Annotated in this window: 20 protein-coding genes; 9 read left to right on the top strand and 11 right to left on the bottom strand. The window is 60.7% G+C overall.

Going from position 1 to position 19,742, the window contains the following annotated elements; translation table 11 throughout:
- Window positions 1-23: 23 nt before the first annotated feature.
- The 5 genes from phnE (ACORQT_RS06805) to trpS all read right to left on the bottom strand — a co-directional run bounded on the left by phnE (ACORQT_RS06805) (window position 24) and on the right by trpS (window position 4,794).
- Entirely contained in the window at window positions 24-923 is a 900-nt protein-coding gene (gene phnE / locus ACORQT_RS06805; protein ID WP_033642327.1) for a phosphonate ABC transporter, permease protein PhnE, read from the bottom strand.
- Window positions 920-1,783: a phosphonate ABC transporter, permease protein PhnE gene (phnE, locus tag ACORQT_RS06800; protein WP_016928590.1), complete on the bottom strand. Its 864-nt coding sequence runs from the start codon at window positions 1,781-1,783 to the stop codon at window positions 920-922. The genes phnE (ACORQT_RS06805) and phnE (ACORQT_RS06800) overlap by 4 nt, the downstream gene beginning before the upstream one ends.
- Before the next feature lie 78 nt (window positions 1,784-1,861).
- Entirely contained in the window at window positions 1,862-2,794 is a 933-nt protein-coding gene (gene phnD, locus ACORQT_RS06795; protein ID WP_042783935.1) for a phosphonate ABC transporter substrate-binding protein, read from the bottom strand.
- Between the two features lie 41 nt (window positions 2,795-2,835).
- Entirely contained in the window at window positions 2,836-3,669 is an 834-nt protein-coding gene (gene phnC, locus ACORQT_RS06790; RefSeq protein WP_042783934.1) for a phosphonate ABC transporter ATP-binding protein, read from the bottom strand.
- Window positions 3,670-3,786: 117 nt separating this feature from the next.
- Window positions 3,787-4,794, bottom strand: a complete 1,008-nt coding sequence (gene trpS, locus ACORQT_RS06785; protein WP_042783933.1) for a tryptophan--tRNA ligase — start codon at window positions 4,792-4,794, stop codon at window positions 3,787-3,789.
- Between the two features lie 290 nt (window positions 4,795-5,084).
- Here trpS and ACORQT_RS06780 point away from each other — a divergent pair, with 290 nt between their 5' ends.
- Complete coding sequence (locus ACORQT_RS06780; RefSeq protein WP_033652668.1) at window positions 5,085-5,960, top strand: NAD(P)-dependent oxidoreductase; 876 nt, start codon at window positions 5,085-5,087, stop codon at window positions 5,958-5,960.
- A gap of 32 nt (window positions 5,961-5,992) precedes the next feature.
- Here the strand turns inward: ACORQT_RS06780 and ACORQT_RS06775 are convergent, their stop codons facing one another.
- From ACORQT_RS06775 to ACORQT_RS06765, 3 genes are all read right to left on the bottom strand, one after another.
- On the bottom strand, window positions 5,993-6,520 hold the full coding sequence (locus tag ACORQT_RS06775) for a cysteine hydrolase family protein (protein WP_042783932.1): 528 nt from the start codon (window positions 6,518-6,520) through the stop codon (window positions 5,993-5,995).
- Between the two features lie 34 nt (window positions 6,521-6,554).
- Window positions 6,555-7,658, bottom strand: a complete 1,104-nt coding sequence (locus ACORQT_RS06770) for a suppressor of fused domain protein (protein ID WP_042783930.1) — start codon at window positions 7,656-7,658, stop codon at window positions 6,555-6,557.
- 163 nt (window positions 7,659-7,821) lie between these two features.
- Window positions 7,822-8,694: an oxygenase MpaB family protein gene (locus tag ACORQT_RS06765; RefSeq protein ID WP_033652666.1), complete on the bottom strand. Its 873-nt coding sequence runs from the start codon at window positions 8,692-8,694 to the stop codon at window positions 7,822-7,824.
- Window positions 8,695-8,936: 242 nt separating this feature from the next.
- Between ACORQT_RS06765 and ACORQT_RS06760 the strand changes: the two genes are divergently transcribed.
- The 4 genes from ACORQT_RS06760 to ACORQT_RS06745 all read left to right on the top strand — a co-directional run bounded on the left by ACORQT_RS06760 (window position 8,937) and on the right by ACORQT_RS06745 (window position 12,171).
- Window positions 8,937-9,380, top strand: coding sequence for an acetyltransferase (locus ACORQT_RS06760; RefSeq protein WP_033642318.1), 444 nt, complete (start codon window positions 8,937-8,939; stop codon window positions 9,378-9,380).
- A 266-nt stretch (window positions 9,381-9,646) separates the two neighbouring features.
- Window positions 9,647-10,672 (top strand): methionine ABC transporter ATP-binding protein, encoded by a 1,026-nt coding sequence (locus ACORQT_RS06755; protein WP_444859345.1) that lies wholly within the window; start codon window positions 9,647-9,649, stop codon window positions 10,670-10,672.
- Entirely contained in the window at window positions 10,665-11,333 is a 669-nt protein-coding gene (locus tag ACORQT_RS06750) for a methionine ABC transporter permease (RefSeq protein WP_033642316.1), read from the top strand. Before ACORQT_RS06755 ends, ACORQT_RS06750 begins: the two co-directional genes overlap by 8 nt.
- A 19-nt stretch (window positions 11,334-11,352) precedes the next feature.
- Window positions 11,353-12,171 (top strand): MetQ/NlpA family ABC transporter substrate-binding protein, encoded by an 819-nt coding sequence (locus tag ACORQT_RS06745; protein ID WP_089191343.1) that lies wholly within the window; start codon window positions 11,353-11,355, stop codon window positions 12,169-12,171.
- Window positions 12,172-12,907: 736 nt separating this feature from the next.
- Here ACORQT_RS06745 and ACORQT_RS06740 read toward each other — a convergent pair.
- The gene (locus ACORQT_RS06740; protein WP_033642313.1) at window positions 12,908-13,552 is read right to left on the bottom strand and encodes a TetR/AcrR family transcriptional regulator; all 645 of its coding nucleotides are present in this window, start codon (window positions 13,550-13,552) and stop codon (window positions 12,908-12,910) included.
- Between the two features lie 176 nt (window positions 13,553-13,728).
- Here ACORQT_RS06740 and bhsA (ACORQT_RS06735) point away from each other — a divergent pair, with 176 nt between their 5' ends.
- The 3 genes from bhsA (ACORQT_RS06735) (at window position 13,729) to dapF (ending at window position 15,425) form a co-directional block, all read left to right on the top strand.
- Entirely contained in the window at window positions 13,729-13,986 is a 258-nt protein-coding gene (gene bhsA / locus ACORQT_RS06735; protein ID WP_033642312.1) for a multiple stress resistance protein BhsA, read from the top strand.
- Between the two features lie 192 nt (window positions 13,987-14,178).
- Window positions 14,179-14,436 carry a multiple stress resistance protein BhsA gene (gene bhsA / locus ACORQT_RS06730; RefSeq protein ID WP_042783929.1) on the top strand — a complete coding sequence of 86 codons (258 nt, stop codon included), beginning with the start codon at window positions 14,179-14,181 and terminating at the stop codon, window positions 14,434-14,436.
- Window positions 14,437-14,549: 113 nt separating this feature from the next.
- Window positions 14,550-15,425 carry a diaminopimelate epimerase gene (gene dapF, locus ACORQT_RS06725; RefSeq protein ID WP_042783928.1) on the top strand — a complete coding sequence of 292 codons (876 nt, stop codon included), beginning with the start codon at window positions 14,550-14,552 and terminating at the stop codon, window positions 15,423-15,425.
- Here dapF and ACORQT_RS06720 read toward each other — a convergent pair.
- Window positions 15,400-16,698, bottom strand: a complete 1,299-nt coding sequence (locus ACORQT_RS06720) for an SLC13 family permease (RefSeq protein WP_164057410.1) — start codon at window positions 16,696-16,698, stop codon at window positions 15,400-15,402. The two genes, dapF and ACORQT_RS06720, sit on opposite strands and share 26 nt — an antisense overlap.
- Before the next feature lie 85 nt (window positions 16,699-16,783).
- Window positions 16,784-17,689 (bottom strand): bifunctional helix-turn-helix transcriptional regulator/GNAT family N-acetyltransferase, encoded by a 906-nt coding sequence (locus tag ACORQT_RS06715; RefSeq protein WP_164057439.1) that lies wholly within the window; start codon window positions 17,687-17,689, stop codon window positions 16,784-16,786.
- Between the two features lie 489 nt (window positions 17,690-18,178).
- On the opposite strand from ACORQT_RS06715, the gene amyA reads away from it, so the two are divergent.
- On the top strand, window positions 18,179-19,669 hold the full coding sequence (gene amyA / locus ACORQT_RS06710) for an alpha-amylase (RefSeq protein WP_042783924.1): 1,491 nt from the start codon (window positions 18,179-18,181) through the stop codon (window positions 19,667-19,669).
- Window positions 19,670-19,742 lie beyond the last annotated feature (73 nt).

Genomic DNA, 19,742 nt, shown 5'->3' with positions numbered 1-19,742 from the left:
TATAGGGATCGGCAAGGGGTTTCTCAATCGATTTGGCTTTTTTGCTGATACAGCGGGATATCTTCGCCGATGATGTACTTGTTGCGCAGCATCGACGAGACCTTGTCCATGATCATCACTACCACCACCAGGATCAGGGTGATGAACATCACTACGTCCCAGTTCCACAGCCGCATATTCTCCGCATACACCAGGCCGATGCCGCCGGCGCCGACGAAGCCCAGCACCGCCGCAGAGCGGGTGTTGGATTCGATCTGGTACAGGCTGAGCGCCAGGAAAGTGGGGAACGACTGGGTGAAAATGCCGTAGCGGTGCTTCTGTAACCCGTTGGCGCCCACCGCCGTCAGGCCGCGGCTGGGGGACTTGTCCACCGCCTCATGGCCTTCGGCGTACAGTTTGCCCAGCAGCCCGACGTCCTGCATCACGATAGCCAGCACCCCGGCGAGCGGCCCCATGCCGACGGCGCGCACGAAGATCAGCCCCCAGATCGCCATGTCGATGCCGCGCAGCACGTCCAGCAAGCGGCGCACCAGCACCGAAATTGGCCGCAGCAGCGGCGTCGACATCACGTTGCGCGCGGCGAAGAACGACAGCGGCAGCGCGATCAGCGACGCGGTGATGGTGCCGGCGAACACGATGGCGATGGTGATGCCGATCTGCTGGAAGTAGTACATGAACGGCCAGTTGGCGAAGTCATGCCAGACGAACATGCGCAGGAAATAGCGCCCCAGCTGCTGGCAGCCGTTGATAAACTGCGGCCAGCTAATGCCGAAGACCAGGAAGAAGAACACGTAGTACAGCACGATCGCCAAGGCGATCAGGCCGACGGTGCGCAGGTAGCGCCCCTGCTGCGCGAAGATCGCCGGATGCTGCTGTTTCAACTGGCGAAGCGTTTCCGCCGATGCCGGAGTGCCCGCTGTCATTTTGCCCCCTCCACCACGCGCTTGCGCAGCTCGCCCGACACGTAGTCGAGCACGGAAACCACCACGATGATCAGCAGCAGCGTCATGCTGACCTGATCGTAACGGTCGAGTTTAATGTTGGTCATCAGCTCCTGGCCGATGCCGCCCGCCCCCACCAGCCCCAAAATGGTCGACTGGCGGAAGTTGATCTCCAGCCGCATGAAGCTGTAGGAGAGAAACACCGGCTTCACCTGCGGCCACAGGCCGAAGCGCATGCGCTGCAGCGGCGTGGCGCCGCAGGCCGCCAGCCCGCGCACCGGTTTGTTGGAGGCGGTTTCGATCGATTCGTAGAACAGCTTGGTCAGGCTGCCGATGGTGTGCAGCGCCAGCGCCAGGAAGCCGGGAATGGCGCCGATGCCGAACGCCATCACGAACATCACCGCCCACGCCAGCTCCGGCATGGTGCGCAAGAACGCCACCAGCGTGCGGATCGCGAGCCGCACCGAGGCCGGAGTATAGGTATTGCCGGCCGCCAGAAATGCCAGCACGGTCGCCACCAGCACCGAGAAAATGGTCGCCGCCAGCGCCAGCTGCAGGGTCTCCCAGATCAGCGGCAGCTGAATGTTCAGGCGATAGCCCCAGTAGGCCAGCGAGCCTTCGGTACGCCCATCGGCGAACAGCAGGTTCCAGTGCAGCGTCGGCACGGTTTCGGCCAGGTAGTCGAAGAAGTGCGGAATAGACACCCAGACGGTGTGCAGGTTGAACTCGGCGAGGTTGCCGGCGCCCAGGTACAGCACCACCAGCCCGAGCGACCACAGCAGCGCTTCGCGCTTTTGCTTGCTGCGGATCCGTTGGTAATAGTGTGCGAAATCGGTATTCAAAACAGGTCTTCCATCGTTATGGAACAAGGGGTTCAGCATGCTGAACCCCTTCATTCGGGCGGCCGAGGCAGCCGGGAATCAACGGTCGCCTTTGGTCAGCTCGCGCTTCATATCGATGATGGTCTGGTATTCCGCCAGGGTGGTTTCGCCGATGTGCTGTTTGCCGCCCATCGCTTTGATAAAGCACGCGTGATCGTCTTTATCCAGCTTCTTGATGGCGGTGACCACTTTGGCCTTGAAGTCGGCCGGCAGCGAGTTGCTCACCAGGATCGGGCCGTTCGGGATCAGCGGCGACTGCCAGATGATGCGGATCTGTTTCATCAGGTCCGGATGATCCATGCGGATCATGCGGGTGAACGCGCCGCTGGTGTAGCCGGTGTTGTAGTCGCCGATCATCGACGCCCAGGTCACCGCGCCTTCGAACTGGCCGTTCAGCACGCCGAGGATGTCCTGCTCGTGGCCGCCGGAGAAGGTGACGCTGGAGAAGGTGTTGTTGTATTTGTTGTCGACCGTGCCGCCGAACAGCTTTTTAAACGCCTGGTTCGGGATCAGGAAGCCGGAGGTGGAATCCGGATCGGCGAAGCCGATGGCCTTGCCCTTCAGGTCTTCCAGTTTCTGGTACGGGCTGCCGGCCTTCACCACCACCACCGAGTGGTAGCCCCGCGACTGGTCGACGTCGTCAACCGCGATGCCGACGATGTCCACCGCTTTCGGATCCTTGATGTAAACCGAAGCGAACGACGACGGCGACATGCTGAGCACCAGGTCAATCTTGCCGCCCAGCAGGCCCTGGATCACGCCGGAATAGTCGGATGAGTTGCGCAGCTTGGTATCGACGTTCAACTCTTTATCCAGGAACTGCTTCACGCACTGGTTATCGCCGATCTGCTGGGTGGCGTTCTGGCCGCCGAGAATGCCCAGGTTCAGCTCTTTCGGCGCATCCGCTGCGGCAGCATTAAATACCATCATCGCGCCGGCCATCAGGGTGGTCAGACTCAATACTTTTTTCATTAGGTGTGCCTTGTGTGTAAAGGGTAAAGGTCAAAAGTGCTTCAATGGATCTGATTGGCTTCCTCGCCATACAGCTGGTGCAGGATCCGTTCGTTCAGTTGCGAAGGATGCCCGTCAAACACGATCTTCCCGTGGGCGATGCCGATCACCCGCGAGCAATACTCTTTCACCAGTTCGACCGAGTGCAGGTTCACCATCACCGCGATGCCGTCTTCGCTGATTTTCTGCAGCGCGTCCATGATGCGGCGGGTGTTTTTCGGATCGAGCGACGCCACCGGCTCATCGGCCAGCAGGATTTGCGGGTTTTGCATCAGCGCGCGGCAGATGGCGACGCGCTGCATCTGGCCGCCGGAGAGGTGCTCGGCGCGCTGCAGCGCGTGCGGCAGCATGTTAAGCCACTGCAACAGCTCGATGGCGCGAGCGCGGTCGGCGTCATCGAACAGTTTGAAGAAGGATTTCAGGGTGGAGGTATGGCTCAGGCGCCCCAGCAGCACGTTGGTCATCACGTCCAGCCGCGGCACCAGGCAGAAATCCTGGAAGATCATGCCGCAGCGCGCGCGCCATTGGCGCATCTGGCGGCCGGCAAGCTGGGCGATATCCTGCGCCACACCATCGTCTTCGAAGTGCAGCATCTCGCCGCAGCTGGAAGGAATGGTACCATTGAGGGTATGCAGCAGCGTGGACTTGCCTGCGCCGGAGCGGCCGATCACCGCCACGAATTCGCCGGCGTGCAGATCGAAATTGATGTCATCCAGCACGCGCTGCTTCGCTTTGTAAGCTTTGCCGAGCCCCTTTACCGATAACACTTTGCGGGATGCGGCGGCGTGCTGCCCTGGAAAGTCGTGCTGCGCCAATTTTAACAGTGCCTGAGCCATATGATTTCTCTGGTTTCAGTGGCTAATCATTATGGGCACCTATTAACGGATAAGTTTATGACAGTGGGATGATGGTTTTATGGCCGGGGCGTGACGCGTGCCGCCCCGGCGTGCGCATCATTCCAGGCTAAAGAAGTCCAGCCCCAGCGCCGCCTTGACCTGTTGCAGCGTCTGCTGGCTGACCTGATGCGCGCGGCGGGTGCCGTGCTGCAGGATGCGCGTCAGCTCGCCTTTATCGGCGATGAATTCGGCGCGGCGGGTGCGGATCGGTTCGAGCAGGCTCTGCAGGCAATCCTCCAGCAGCCGTTTGATTTTCACGTCCCCCAACCCGCCGCGCCGGTAGTGCGCCTTCAGCTCCGCCACCAGCGCGGCGTCTTCGCAGAAGGCGTCCAGATAGGTGAACACCATGTTGCCCTCCACCCGGCCGGGATCGCTGACGTTGAGATGGCCGGGATCGGTGAACATGCTCATCACCGCCTTGTGCACCTCGTCGGCGCCGGCGCCAAGCGGGATGGCGTTGCCGCGCGATTTTGACATTTTGCCCTGCCCGTCCAGCCCCGGCAGACGCCCGACGTTGCTTAACAACGGCTGGCACTCCGTCAGCACCGGTTGGCCGACGATGTGGTTGAAGCGCCGCACGATCTCGTTGGTTTGCTCCAGCATCGGCAGCTGATCCTCGCCGACCGGCACGTGGGTGGCGCCGAAGGCGGTGATGTCCGCCGCCTGGCTGACCGGATAGATCAGAAAACCGGCCGGCAGGCTGCGGGCGAAATCCTTCTCGGCGATTTCGCTTTTCACCGTCGGGTTGCGTTCCAGCCGCGCCACGCTGACCAGGTTGAGGTAGTACATCGTCAGCTCGGCCAACGCCGGCAGCGCCGACTGCAGGCAAATGGTGGTCTTGTGCGGATCGATGCCGACCGCCAGATAGTCGGCCACCACGTTGAGCACGTTGGCGCTGATTTTTTGCGGGTTGTTGCCGTTGTCGGTCAGGCCCTGCAAATCCGCCACCATCACCGTTTGGTTATGCTGGTGCTGCAGTTCGACGCGCTGGCGCAGCGAGCCGACGAAGTGACCTAAATGCAGTGGGCCGGTGGCGCGATCGCCGGTAAGAATGGTGTAGCTCATGACAGTGCTCCTGAAGGTCTGTAGACCGCCGGATCAACGCCACAAAAGATAATGCCGCCAAACCGGCGGCATTAAAAAGAGATGTGAATACTCGTGCCGCCTCAGAAGAGGCGCCACCATGACTGATTGTGGGTGGAGTGCATAGATATATTCATGCCATCAAGGTATACCCGCAGCGGCAATGCGTCAATAGCCCGCCGCCGGCGCGTAAGACGGCGTTACACTCCGGCATTTGCGTTCCTGGCCCGGCGCGCTAGGGTAAAACCTTCAACCTGAAAAAGGAGCGCATGATGAAGATCGGATTTGCCGGACTGGGTGGGATGGGCAGCGCCATGGCGGCTAACCTGGTGAAGGCGGGATTTGCGTTGACGGTATGGAACCGTTCGCCGCAGGCGGCGCAGCCGCTGGTGAGCGCCGGCGCGCGGCAGGCCGAACGGCCGGAACAGTTGGCCGATGCCGACGTGCTGATCACCATGCTGGCCGACGATGCCGCGACGCAACAGGTGGTGGTAGACAGCGGATTGCTGCAGCGGATGAAACCGGGCGCGCTGCATATCAATATGGCGACTATCTCGGTCGAACTCGCCAAACGCCTGACGACGCTGCATGCGGAACACGGCATCGGTTATCTCGCCGCGCCGGTGCTGGGCCGGGTCGACGTGGCCGCCGCCGGCAAGCTGAATATTCTGGCGGCCGGCGATAGCGAGCGGCTGAAGCAAGCGCAGCCGCTGTTCGATGCCCTCGGCCAGAAAACCTGGCACTTCGGCGCCGATCCGGCGCAGGCCAACGTGGTCAAAATCGCCACCAACTTTACGCTGGCCAGCGCCATTGAAGCGATGGCGGAAGGCAGCGCGCTGGTGCGCAACTACGGCGTTTCCGGCGCCGACTACCTGCAGATGCTGAGCGGCACCGTCTTCGCCGCCCCGGCCTATCAGGGCTATGGCGCGCTGATCGCCGCCGAGAAGTATTCACCCGCCGGATTCCGCTTGGCGCTGGGGCTGAAGGACGTCGGGCTGGCGCTGGCCGCCGGCGCCGACAGCCATACGCCGATGCCGTTCGCCGGGGTGCTGAAAGACAATTTCCTCGACGCGATGGCGCAGGGGGATGCGGATCTGGACTGGGCGGCGCTGGCCAAGGTAGCGGCGCGACGAGCGGGCCTGAAATAACGAACGGGGGCGTTGGCCCCCGTTTTCCGTACTCAGAACACGATGTCCGCCGCGGGCACGGCGCGGATCGGCACGCCGAAGCTGTCGATATTCGACAGCGTCTCGTTATGGTGGGTGCGGATCAGCAAACCGTCGGCATAGGATTTGTCGTGGCAGGTATGCGCATCCGCCGCCAGCGTCACCGGATAGCCGTGCGCCGCCGCGCTGCGCACCGTGGTATCGATGCAAAACGGCGTGGAATAGCCGCAAACCACCAGCTGCGATACGCCGTTGGCGATCAGTAACGCGCCGAGCGAAGTGCGCAGGAACGAGTCCGGCGTGGTTTTATCCACCCGATGGTCGCCCGGCGCCACCTTCAGCGCCGCAAGCACTTGCCAGGCGGCGCTGCCGTGCGGCAGTTCGTCGTCCGGCGTATGGTGCTGAATCACGATCACCGGCACGCCCGCCCGGCGGGCGCGCTCGCTCAGTTGGTTGATGCGCGCAACGGTGCCCGCGGCATCCGCCGGCGGCGGCGTAAACAACCCTTCCTGCACATCGATAATCAACAGCGCGCTGGTCATGGCGGCTCCCGAAGAGAAGACGAGACAAGTCGCGTCAGCACACCGGCTGGCGCGGGCGGAAAATATGGTCGACGCCCTGCTCGCGCAACCTGTGCACCAGATCGTGCCCGCCGTTCGGCGTGGCGTGCGCCAGCTGCCGCTCGGCGGTAAACACCGGGCTGGCCCAAAACAGGTTCACCGGATCGCCGTACTGCTGCGGCAGAGTCAGGTGCGCACTATGCGGGTAGAAGGACGACGATAAAATATAGCCTTCGTAGCCCAACGGCGCCACGTCGGACTCCAGCGTATGACCTTCGCCGATCCAGGTCAGCCGCGCCCAAGGCGCGTGAGCGAAACCGGCCAGCGCGCTGGCCATCTGCACCGCGTTGTCTTCGGTCATGTATTGGCTGTCGATGGCGATCGCCATCTCCATGCGGCGATAGCGCGAAGCCTCATCGTTGAACAGGATCTCCACCCACGGCATCGGCCGAATGCTGACGCCCATGGTGAGGAAGTAATAGATGCCGTCGCGCTCGTGCTGAGTGATGGCCATCGGCGGCCACTTGCCTTGATCGATGGCGTAGTATTTTACCGAAGGGCCGAAATGCTGCTCATAGCGCGCCTGAAAATCGCGCTGCATCTTCGGCCACGGATTGCCCTCTTCACGCTGCCAGCTACGCCAAAACTGGCGGGTGCTTTCCGCCTGCGCATATTGCGTGTTGGTCGAGGCCGAACCGAGCGGATAGGCCAACGGGCTCTCCTTGATGCAGCTGGCCGAATAGCACACCGAATGGTCGATATACAGGCTCCAGCCGGGGATCACCGCCAGCAATTGGCCGTAATACCACAGGGCCGCGCCGTCGTCGCTTTCGCTCCACACCACCATCAGCCCTTCCGGGTTCAGCGGCGCTTCCCCTTCCAGGTTGCGGCAAAATTCCGCCGCCAGCATCGGCGGTTGCCCCTGCTCCAGCGCGGCGCGATCTTCCTGCAGCGGCGCGGCGGCCAGATTGCGCAGCCAGCAGGCGCGCACCTGATAGCGATCGCTGTAGGCTTCGGCGGGATAAATGTAAAAATAGGCTGCCCGGTGATCTTGCTGAACCACCGCGACCAGCGTCTGGTTCTCATTGCTGACTTCAGCAAGTACGTATGACTCGTTCATATCACCTCAATAGGGTCAGGGCGCGGCAGAATCGGCTGCGCGCAAAAAATGGAATGTGGCTTTGCCCTCAAGTGTAAAACGCATTACTGGCCGAATCACCCGTAAAAGTCTCAAAAACGGCCGTAAACGAAGATAAACAAAGGTTAATTATAGCGGCTGCGGCTCATGACGGCTGAGTGATGCGCCGCACCGCGCGCTGATAGGAACCGTTGCGCATCGACGCGCCCAGCACTTTGCCGAGGCCTGCAGCCCCCGTTCGCACCAACCGCCGCCGCAACGCGCCCGGATGAAAGCCGAACTGCCGCTGCGCCCAATCGGGCAACAGATCGATGCCCGCCTGCATCACCACCCCGCCGAGCGGGCGCGCCAACGCGCTCGGCGCCGGCGCCTTCAGCAGAATGCGCGCCACCTCTTGGGTGCGTTCGTCACAGACCAGCTGCGGCCGCATCGCCTGCAGATAGTCGTCTACCTCCGCGCAGGACTGAGGGATAGCGGTCGCCCCCAGCGCGGCGGCCACGCGCGCCGCTTCGCGATAGTATTGATCCTGCAAATCGCGGGAAAGATGCGGGTTGCGGTAGCGCAGGTGGCTGGCCAGAAAACGGCTGCTCTCCGCCACGTGCACCCAGGTCAGCAGCGCTGGATCGCTGGCGGCATAGGGCGTGCCGTCGCTGCCGACGCCGGTCACCCGCAGGTGGATGGCTTTGACTTTGGCGATCAGCCGCTCCGCCTCGGCGGTCGGGCCGAAGGTGGTGACCGACACGAACTGGCTGGTGCGGCGCAGGCGGCCAATCATATCGTCGCGGAAGTTGGAGTGATCCCATACGCCGGCCAGCGCCAACGGGTGCAGCATTTGCAACAGCAAGGCGCTGACGCCGCCGCACAGCATCGGGGTGAAATCGCGGTGTACCTGCCAGATGACCGACTGCGGGCCGAACAGCCCCGGATCGCCGGGCGGATTCTCAAAATCGACGCCGCCGAGTGCCAGCCCGGTCAGGCTGAGCACCTGTTTTTCTATCGCTGCGCGTACCGCTTCCATCCTGCCGCCCTCTTGCTCATTCAGCGGCCAGTGTATCACGCGGCGAGCGCCTCATTGCGCCCTGCGGCGGTTGAAAGCTTTAACTTACTGAATTACAGTTGTTATACCGCTTGCAACCAGGCGGGCCTATTCGATCCACTGCAGAGGCGCTTTGCAGGGCGTTAACCCACGTTAATTCGGCACTAACCCCACAAAACCTCTATCTAGTTTCTTTTCCTTCAACTTAGATAGCAGAGAGTTCGATGATTACCATCAGAGCACGCGCGGCGGAAGACAACGCGCAATTGGCAGATATCTGGCTGCGTTCGGTGCGCGCCACTCACCACTTTTTAACCGAAGACAACATCGCACAGCTGTTCCCGCTGGTGCTGAACGACTACCTGCCGGCGGTCAACGTTTGGGTGGCCGAAGAGCAGCCGGGGCATCCCTGCGGCTTTATTGGTCTGAACGGCAACAAGGTGGAGATGCTGTTTATCGATGCCGATCAGCGCGGCAAAGGCGTGGGCAAAGCGCTGCTGACCCACGCGGAAACGCTGCACGATGAGCTGCAGCTGGACGTGAACGAGCAAAACCCGCAGGCCAGCGGCTTCTACCGCCACTACGGTTTTGTCATCACCGGCCGCTCACCGCTCGACGGCCAGGGCAACCCGTTCCCGCTGCTGCACATGAAGCTGGAAAAACGCTAGTCCGCCCCCGCCGGCCGCCCTGCGGCCGGTTTTCTCCCCCTTCTCTCGCCCGCTACCTAATATATCAAATCAGAATAAGTAATAGATTTTACATTCTTCCTGTCACTATCAACCCTCGGTAGGATTGCCCGGTATTCACCCGCAACAGAGGTTCCGTCCGTCACTTCCCGCCGGGTTGTGCCCCGCCGAAAAGCCGAACGATCCTTGTCCGGCGCGACGCGCCCCGGACGGAATGCTGTGATGTATCAATAAGGATCCGCTTCGCTATGATCGTTCTTTCGAACGTTTGCAAAACTTTTGACAGCGCACAGGGCCGCGTCGTGGCGGTTGACGACGTCAGCCTGGCGATAGAAGCCGGGCAAATTTACGGCATCATCGGCTACAGCGGCGCCGGCAAAAGCACGCTGATCCGCCTGCTCAACGGCCTGGAAAAGCCCACCAGCGGCCGCATTGACGTGGGCGGATTCGATATCGCCCGCGCCAAAGGCAGCCACCTGCGCCAGGCGCGGCTGAAAATCAGCATGGTGTTCCAACACTTCAACCTGCTGTGGTCGCGCACCGTCAGCCAAAACATCGCTTTTTCCATGCAGATAGCCGGCGTCCCCAAGGCGCAGATTGCCCCGCGCGTGGCGGAACTGATCGCGCTGGTTGGCCTGCAGGGGCGCGAAAACGCCTACCCGTCGCAGCTCAGCGGCGGCCAGAAACAGCGCGTCGGCATCGCCCGCGCGCTGGCCAATAACCCGAGCGTGCTGCTGTGCGACGAGGCCACCTCAGCGCTCGATCCGCAAACCACCGACGCCATTCTCGACCTGCTGCTGGCCATCAATCGCCAGCTGAAATTGACCATCGTGCTGATCACCCACGAAATGCACGTGGTGCGCAAAATCTGCCACCGCGTGGCGGTAATGGAAAACGGCCGCATCGTCGAAGAGGGGCCGGTGCTCAAGGTGTTCACCCGGCCACAGCAGCCGATCACCCGGCAGTTCGTCAAACAGGTGTCGCAGTATGCGGACACGGCTGAGAGCTTCAACCCGCAGCTCACCGCCCACCTGCCGGGGGCGATCTTCAAGCTGACCTTCGTCGGCGAACAAACTCATCAGGCAGTAATCGCCGAGGTGATTCGGCGCTACCCACTCACCGTCAACATTCTGCACGGCAAGATCAGCCACACCCTCAACGGTTCGTTCGGCGAACTGTACATCCACGCCGAAGGCAACGAACAACACGTCGCCGACATGCTCAGCCTGCTGAACGAAAGAGACATCGCCGTCGAGGTTATCCAACATGATTGAATCCCTGTTCCCCCACCTGCGTCTGGACCAACTGTGGGACGCCACCTGGGAAACGCTGTACATGACCGGCATCGCCGGTTTGGCCACGCTGGTGCTGGGCATCGTGCTCGGCGTGCTGCTGTTTTTAACCTCGAAGGGGCAGTTGCTGCAAAACCGCACGGTCTACACCCTGATCTCCGTGCTGGTCAACGTCTTCCGCTCCATTCCGTTCATCATTCTGATCGTGCTGCTGATCCCGTTCACCAAGTCGCTGATCGGCACCATTCTCGGTGCGGACGCCGCCCTGCCGGCGCTGATCGTCGGCGCCGCGCCGTTCTACGCCCGGCTGGTGGAGATCGCGCTGCGCGAGGTCGACAAAGGGGTAATCGAAGCGGCGCGCTCGATGGGCGCCAAAAACCGCACCCTGATTTTCCGCGTCTTGCTGCCGGAGAGCTCGCCGGCGCTGGTTTCCGGCATCACCGTCACCCTGATCGCGCTGGTGAGCTACACCGCGATGGCCGGGGTGATCGGCGCCGGCGGCCTGGGCAACCTGGCCTATCTGGAAGGCTTCCAACGCAACCACAGTGACGTGACGCTGGTGGCGACGCTGACGATCCTGCTGATCGTTTTCGTCATTCAGTTCATTGGCGACACCCTGACAAGAACGCTCGATAAACGTTAATTAACCAAGGAAAACGATGATGAAAAAGCACCTACTGATGTTGGCTTTCGCCTCTGTCGCCACCCTCGCCTCTTACGGCGCCGCCGCGGCAACCAAGCTGGTGGTTGGCGCCTCCAACGTGCCGCACGCCGAGATCCTCGAACAGGCCAAACCGATACTGGCGAAGGAAGGCATCGATCTGCAGATCAAGCGCTTCCAGGACTACATCCTGCCGAACACCGCGCTGGCCAGCCACGACATCGACGCCAACTACTTCCAGCACGTGCCTTACCTGAACTCGGTGCTGAAAGACCACGCCGACGACAAGAGCTACGACTTCGTCAGCGCCGGCGCGATCCATATTGAGCCTATCGGCATCTACTCGAAGAAGTACAAGAGCCTGAAAGATCTGCCGGAAAACGGCAAAATCATCATGCGCGACGCGGTGGCGGAAGAAGGCCGCATTCTGTCAATCTTTGAACGGGAAGGCGTGATCAAGCTGAAGCCAGGGGTGAGCAAAGTGGATGCACGCATCGCCGACGTGGTGGAAAACCCGAAACACCTGAAGTTCCAGGCTAACGTTGAAGGCGCGCTGCTGCCGCAGATGTACAACAACAACGAAGGTGACGCCGTGGTGATCAACGCCAACTACGCCATCGACGCCGGGCTGAATCCGACCAAGGATCCGATCGCGGTCGAAAGCGGCGAAAACAACCCGTACGCCAACATCATCACCGTGCACAAAGCCGACGTGAACAAGCCGGAGATCGTGGCGCTGGTGAAAGTGTTGCACTCCAAGCCGATTCAAGACTTTATCCTCGAGAAGTACCAGGGCGCGGTGATCCCGGTCAACCAGTAGTGGGTTAAATGGCCCGGTAAAAGCCGCAATGCCGCTCACTTAAGCCTGAGTGGCATTTTTTTATCCAGCCTCTGGACGTTCTGTGCAGGGGAATTGCCGTAAATGTCCGCATTTCTCTGTGGCCAATATGAACGGCAATTGGAGGGGCCGAAGGCGCGGCCCCTCCACCCGCGCCTTCGCTTAACACCGTCTGTCCGCTATGCGGATACCCTCGCCGCGTCTGCATTGTCGGGCGGGTCGGCTGCGACAAACGTCCCTGTTAGTCTCGCCTCAACCGGCCTTCCCTGGCCGGTTGCCCCTGACAACGCCGTCTTGCTCGGCAGCCGGTGATGCGCGCTAAAGGTCAACACCTGAGCTGGCTGCTACCGGGAAATCTGTCGCTTATGAGGTTCTGGTAGAGAAGTTGGAGATGAGCGCGGTGTTGGGCGCCCTTGAAGACGCCGAACGCAGGCATAGCGCATTAGGCGAAACCGCCATGGACGGCGGTTTCAGGTGAGACAGGCAGGGACGCCTGTCGCAACCGGCCTCAATGCGCTATGGCGGAGCAAGGGAGTTGGCAAAGCCAACCGTCTGATAGGGCAAAGGCGCGGGTTGCCAGGGGCCGCGCCTTCGGCCCCTGACTCGGTCGAGGTGCCTGAGCCACATGGGGCATCTCACTTTTATCGACCGAAAATGTCACGAACGCCTGCAGAAAAACGCTAACTGATCAGCATTGCGGTAAAAACCGGGCCTGTTTCTACACCTTATTGCCAATCTGGCTGAGCCGCGGCCACACCAGCATCAGCGCCTCCAGCAACCGCAACAGATCGTCCCGGCTTGCCCCTTCTCGCGCCTGCACCGACATGCCTTCAATGGTGCAAATCACGTATTTCGCCAGCAGCGCGGTATCGGTTTTCGCCAGCAGCTCGCCCTGCTGCACCTTGCGATCGAAGCAGGCCTTCAGCGCCGCTTCCTGCGCATGATGCTTTTTGCGCAGCATCTGGGCGACGTCGTCGGAAGCGGACGACAGCGCAGCGGAGGCACACACCATAAAGCAGCCGGAGGGGGTATCGGGATCGGTGAAGACCTGAACCGAAGAACGCACGTAGGCCTCGACGATCTCGGCCACCGGCACATCCTGTTCCAACAGCTGGTTGGTGCAGGTGGTGTATTTTTGCAGATAGCGCTCCACCGCCGCGCGGAACATCCCTTCTTTGTTGCCGAACTCGGCATACAGCGTCGGCGCCTTGGCGCCGGTCACTTCCACCAGATCGGCCAGCGAGGTGGCTTCATACCCGTGCCGCCAGAACAGATCGAGTGCGCTTTCCAACGCCCGGTCGCGATCAAATTGTTTGGGTCTGCCACGGCTTTTCTTGCCGCAGACCGCTTCATTGATGCTCATCGTTCCTCTCCTATCCCGCTCCACAGCAGGCTTAGCACAAATAACTTAACGATCATTATAAAAAAATATTGCGCCCTCGTCGAGAACCGATTAGCATTTAGTTATCGATCGTTAATAAAAATTAGCGAACCGGATTAAAACCCTCTATTGACCGTTATCGAAAAGGAATTAACATCATGAAAAGCTTAAAACTAACCTTAGCCGCCCTCACTCTGGCCAGCGTTTCCTTCGGCAGCTTCGCCGCCGATTTGGTCACTAGCCAACCGGCCGACCAGCAAAAAGTGGGCGTCATCACCGTCAGCGGCGCGTCCGATTTGACCTCGCTGGAAAACAGCCTGGCCGCCAAAGCCGATCAGGCCGGCGCCAAATCCTTCCGCATCACCAGCGCCGGCGGCAACAACCAGCTGCATGGCACTGCAGAAATCTATCAATAACAAAGCATTAAGCCTGTGGACTGCATATCCTTATTGCTCACAACGCCAGGGCGTAAAAAAATTAATTAACGAGCATTAAAAAAATACTTGCAATCCGTCAAACCGGCATCTAACATTAAATTATCGATCGTTAATTAATTTAACGACCTTACAAAACAAACATCGTAAAGAACACTGATAGGAAATAAGACCATGAAAAACCTGAAAATGACCATCGCAGCCATCGCACTGGCTTCCGCCTCCTTCGGCAGCTTCGCCGCCGAACTGGTTAACGCGCAACCCGCCGACCTGCAAAAAGCCGGCGTCGTTACCGTCAGCGGCGCGTCCGACCTGAGCAGCCTGGAAAACAAACTGGCGGCCAAAGCCGACGCGGCGGGCGCCAAATCCTTCCAGATCATCGCCACTACCGGTGACAACAAACTGCACGGCACCGCGATCATCTACAATTAATGGCCGGATCGGCAATCGTGCAAAAGGGCGGCTCAGGCCGCCTTTTGTTTGCTTTAACGCCAACGTTCTGTTGTAAGCTGTAGCGACCTCTTCCCGCTGAGCCGAGCAACGCCATGACTCCCCTGCTGTTTCACAAATATCACGGTCTGGGCAACGACTACCTGGTATGCCATCGTTCGGTCGCCGATCGCCTGAGCCTGGAACAAATCCGCCTGCTGTGCCACCCGCATTACGGCATCGGTTCCGACGGCCTGCTGATCGACAGCGGCGACGCCGTCAATCCCACCCTGCGCATCATCAACCCGGACGGCTCCGAAGCGGAGAAAAGCGGCAACGGCTTGCGTATCTACGCGCGGTATCTGTTCGACAGCAAGCGCGTGGCGCATCAGCCGTTTCTGGTGCACACCGCCGGCGGCGACGTGCGTTGCCAGGTGGCGGAAGACGCGCATCAGATAACCGTGGAGATGGGGCGCGCCAATTTCAGCCCGGCGGCGCTGCCGGCCTTGATCGATCTGCCGGAGGCGCTGAACTATCCGCTGCCCCTGAAGGAGGAGACGTTAAGCGTTTCGCTGGTGTCGATGGGCAACCCGCACTGCGTGGTGCCGGTGGAAAAACTGGATCTGGCGCAGGTGCATCGGCTCGGACCGCAGATTGAGCGCCATCCGCTGTTCCCGAAACGCACCAATGTACAACTGGTGGAAGTGGTCGATCGCCAGACGCTGCGCATCGGCATCTGGGAGCGCGGCGCCGGCTTTACCCTCGCCTCCGGCAGCAGCAGCTGCGCCGCCGCCAGCGTGATGCGCAAGTTGGGACGAGTCGGCGATCGGGTTAGTGTGCGGATGCCGGGCGGCGAACTGCAGATCGCCTTCAGCGGCGATTTTCAGGTCAGCATGCGCGGACCTGTGCATAAAATCGCCACCCTGACGCTGGACGAAGACTGCTTTGCCGGCGGCGCGGGGCTGTTTACGGGATCCACCCCAGCAGCCTGAACCACAGATAGTCCAACGGCACCAGCAGTGCGAAGCTGAGCGCGGCCAACAGCAGGCACAGCTTTAGCCCTTCGCGCGCCGGCACTTTGCCCATCCCCATCGCCACCACGATCGGCGAGGCCTGATACGGCAACAGCGGCGTGGCATAACCGATCACCTGGGTCATCAGCACCGTCAGCAGCGGCAAGCCGCTGCCTGCGGACAACGCCTGCGCCAGCGGGGTAAACAGCGCCGGCACGCCGTTGGCGGTCACCACGAAATTCAACAGCGCGGTGACCCCCACCAGCGAACCGAATGCGGTAAACGGCTTGCCGTGCAGATCCGGCATCATCGCCAGCAGCGCGCCGCCCAACCGATCGCCGAGCCCCGAGTGGCTGACCAATGCAGTCAGCCCCAGGATCCCCGCCACGTAAATACAGGTGCGCACGTTGACCCCGGCGGCGAACTGCTCGCCGTTGAGAAAACCGACGCGCGGCAACAGGCAGAAGCAGGCCGCCGCCAACCCTATCCAGGCCGGGGCGATGCCGTGCCAGCTGTCGGTCATCCACAGCAGCACCGTAATGCCCAACAGCGCGATCAGCCGCCACTCGGCGGCACTGAGCGGCGTTTGTGCCGCCTCGGCCGCCACCGGCTGCGGCCGGGCACGGAACAGGCCACAGATGCACAGCGTCAGCAGCGCGCCTTTGGCCACCCCGAGCACCGGAGCGTGCAACAGCAGATAAGAGAGATATGCGAAATGGCTGCCGTAGGCGCTTTCCGCCGCGCCGCTCATCACCAGGTTAGGCACGTTGGCCGGCAGGATGCTGGCGGAAAGCTGGAAGGTGCCGAACCCCACCGCCAGCGCCAAACCGATGCGGCCGCGCGAGCCTTCCGCCAGGCCGGCGCGCTCGGCCAACGCCATGACGATCGGCATCAGCAGCGTAATGCGCCCCATATTGGAGGGCATGACAAACGCCAACGCGTAGCTTATCGCCACCACGCCGCCCACCAGGCGCGGCCAGGAACCGGCCAGATGCGGCAAGAGCCGGTTGGCCAGGCGATCCGCCAAGCCGGTGCTGCGGATGGCGGTGCCCAACACGAAACCGCTGAGCACCAGCCAGAATGCGGAAGACGCGAAACCGGAAAAGGTCACCGCGGCGGGTGCCAGCTGCAATACCATCACCGCCGCAAAGAACAGCAACGCGACCAAATACTCCGGCAAACGGGCGCTGGCCCATAGCGCGATGACCACCAGCGTGACCAGCGCAGACAGCGCCATGGGATCCCCCAACATAATTCTTCTCCCTGATAAAACGTTGTGATTGTTATCAAACGGTTAACAGGGTGACACAAGGCGCGGGCGTTAACCTTGAAACCGCTCACATATCGTCGTTCTGCAGATTTTTCAGCATGCACACATTGCAGCCGTGGTGGCCGGTATTGCCGCGCCGTTCCGTCAGCAGCGTGAAACCCAGCGCGTAATATAACCCGATCGCCTCTTTCAACTGTTCGGTGGTTTCCAGGTAGCAGTAGCGGTACCCCGCCGCCCGCGCCGCCTTCAGCGCCTGCACCACCATATAGCGCGCCATGCCCAGCCCGCGCGCGCCGGGTTTGAAGAACAGTTTTTGCAGTTCGCAATAGCCGGGCTCTTCGCCGGCCAGCGGCGCCATGCCGACGCCCCCCACCACCAGCCCGTCCCGCTCCAGCACCCAGTAGCGGCCGCCGTTGTCATGATACAGGCCGGTCAGCCGATCGAGATCCGGATCGTGCAGGCTGACCCCTTCCATCTTGTCCATGCCGTACTCGCGAAACACCTCGCGAACGATCGCCGCCATCGCCGCATCGTCGCGCTCAGCGATCGGCCGCACCCGCAGGTTGGCGTCGCGCTGTTTGCGCGCGCTGCGCAGCGCCGCAGTCATCTTTTTCATCGCCGCAGTGGTGCTCGCCAGCTCATCGTCGTCCAACTGCGCCAGCGCCGCCTGCATAAAGCCGTCGGCGTCGCTCTCGATGCCGGCCAGCGCCTTGCCGCCCTGTTTACTCAGCCGATGCAGGTTGTGCCGCCTGTCATCCGGATGATCTACCGTTTCTATCACGCCGGCGGCCACCAGGCTGCGCAGCGCCCGGCTGGCGCTGGCCTTGTCGATGCACAGCCGGGCCGCCAGCTCAGTGACGCCCAGCGGCTGCTCGCTGACTTCGATCATCAGATGGATCTGCAGCGGCGAAAAGCGCGAGCCGTTGCTCTGCTTGTTCAACATGCCGAATTCTCTGACCAAATTGCGCGCCAATGCTCTGAAATCCCTGATGTTCACAATTGATATCCCCAATTAGCTACCGATAAAAAATGAGATTTAGTTGATAGTGTTACCTAATTTCGAAAATAACGATAACGCATAAACAATTGCGAATGAATAACCAACAGGTCACCTGAATATGTCAAAATATTTCAGTTAAAAGAACTTAAACCCAATTAAATAATTATTTTTAAAATTAAAAACCAAATTAGCATTTAAAATTAAAATAAAAACCCAGAAAAAATGAACACAAAAACATCAAAAATTCATAAATAAAAAAACAAAGAGAATATCTACATGAAAAATAAACAATAAAAATAAAAAAACGAAAACTTGATATAAACAACTTAACCGCTATCTCGTCAACGTCGGTTACATATTTACGCCTGCCTTCACGCGCCTGCCTGCGCCATTGTCCCTTTTGCCAAAAGTAGCCCATGCTTTAACTGCTCCTTTCCTTCTGGCTAACCGGGACGCTGGCTCATGACGAAAAAAACCACCCTGCTGCAATTCTTCCACTGGTACTACCCCGACGGCGGCAAACTGTGGCAGGAGGCCGCCGAACGCGCCCCGCACCTCGCCGAACTGGGCATTACCGATCTGTGGCTGCCGCCCGCCTACAAAGGCGCTTCCGGCGGCTACTCCGTCGGTTACGACACCTACGATCTGTTCGATCTGGGCGAGTTTGACCAGAAAGGCAGCGTGGCCACTAAATACGGCGACAAGGCGGCGCTCGAACACGCCGCCACTGCGCTGCGCGAACACGGCGTGGGGGTGCTCTACGACGTGGTGTTCAACCACAAGCTCGGCGCGGACGAGAAAGAACGGGTGCACGTGTTCAAGGTGGACGCCAACAACCGCAACGACATCGACGACCAGGGCTTCGACGCGCTGGCCTATACCCGCTTTACCTTCCCCGGCCGCCAGGGCGCGCATTCCGAGTTTATCTGGGATTACAAATGCTTCAGCGGCGTCGATTACGTTGAGCAGCCGGACGATAAAGGGGTGTTTAAAATCGCCAACGACTACGGCGACGACGGCTGGAACGATCAGGTCGACGACGAGAAAGGCAACTACGACTACCTGATGGGCGCCGACGTGGAGTTCCGCAATACCGCCGTGACGGAGGAGCTCAAATACTGGGCGCGCTGGCTGCTGGACACGCTGCCGTGCGACGGCTTTCGCCTCGACGCCGCCAAACACATTCCCGCCTGGTTCTTCAAAGAGTGGGCGGATCACGTGCGCGACAGCGCGCAGCGCGATCTGTTTATCGTCGCCGAATACTGGTCGCACGATCTCAGCGCGCTGCAACAATACATCGAGTTGGTGGACGGCAAAGTAATGCTGTTCGACGTGGCGCTGCACCTGAAGTTTCATCAGGCGTCAAAACAGGGCGACGGCTTCGACATGGCGCAGATCTTCACCGATACCCTGACCGCCGTCGATCCGGCCCACGCGGTGACGCTGGTCGCCAACCACGATACCCAGCCGCTGCAATCGCTGGAGGCGCCGGTGGAACCCTGGTTCAAACCGCTGGCCTACGCGCTGATCCTGCTGCGCGAACAGGGCGTGCCCTGCGTGTTTTACCCCGACCTTTATGGCGCCAGTTACCGCGATAAAGGGCGTGACGGCGGCGAGTACCAGATTGACATGCCGGCGATCCCAGAGCTGGAGAAGCTGATTGCCGCCCGCCAGCGCTTCGCCAACGGCCCGCAAACCGACTACTTCGACGACAGCCACTGCGTGGCCTTCAGCCGCGCCGGCACCGCCGACGCCCCCGGCTGCGTGGTGGTGTTGACCAACGGCGGCGAAAGCGGCAAGACGGTCGCGCTCGGCGCCGATCTGGCGCGCACCGCCTGGCGCGATTTCCTCGGTAACCGCCAGGAGGAAATCACCACCGACGACCAGGGCAGCGCCCATTTCCCGGTCAACGCCGGCAGCGTCAGCGTCTGGGTGCCGACAGGCAGCCTGTGAACGCCCGCCGCCGCGCAATGATGCCGCGGCGGCAAAACTAATGTTTGCCTTTCGGGTCTAACTTACGCTATCA

Source organism: Serratia sp. (in: enterobacteria) (genome assembly GCF_052400455.1).
Taxonomy (GTDB): domain Bacteria; phylum Pseudomonadota; class Gammaproteobacteria; order Enterobacterales; family Enterobacteriaceae; genus Serratia; species Serratia ureilytica.
Note: the sequence above shows the minus strand (reverse complement) of the source record. Positions and strands in the feature narration are given on the sequence as shown.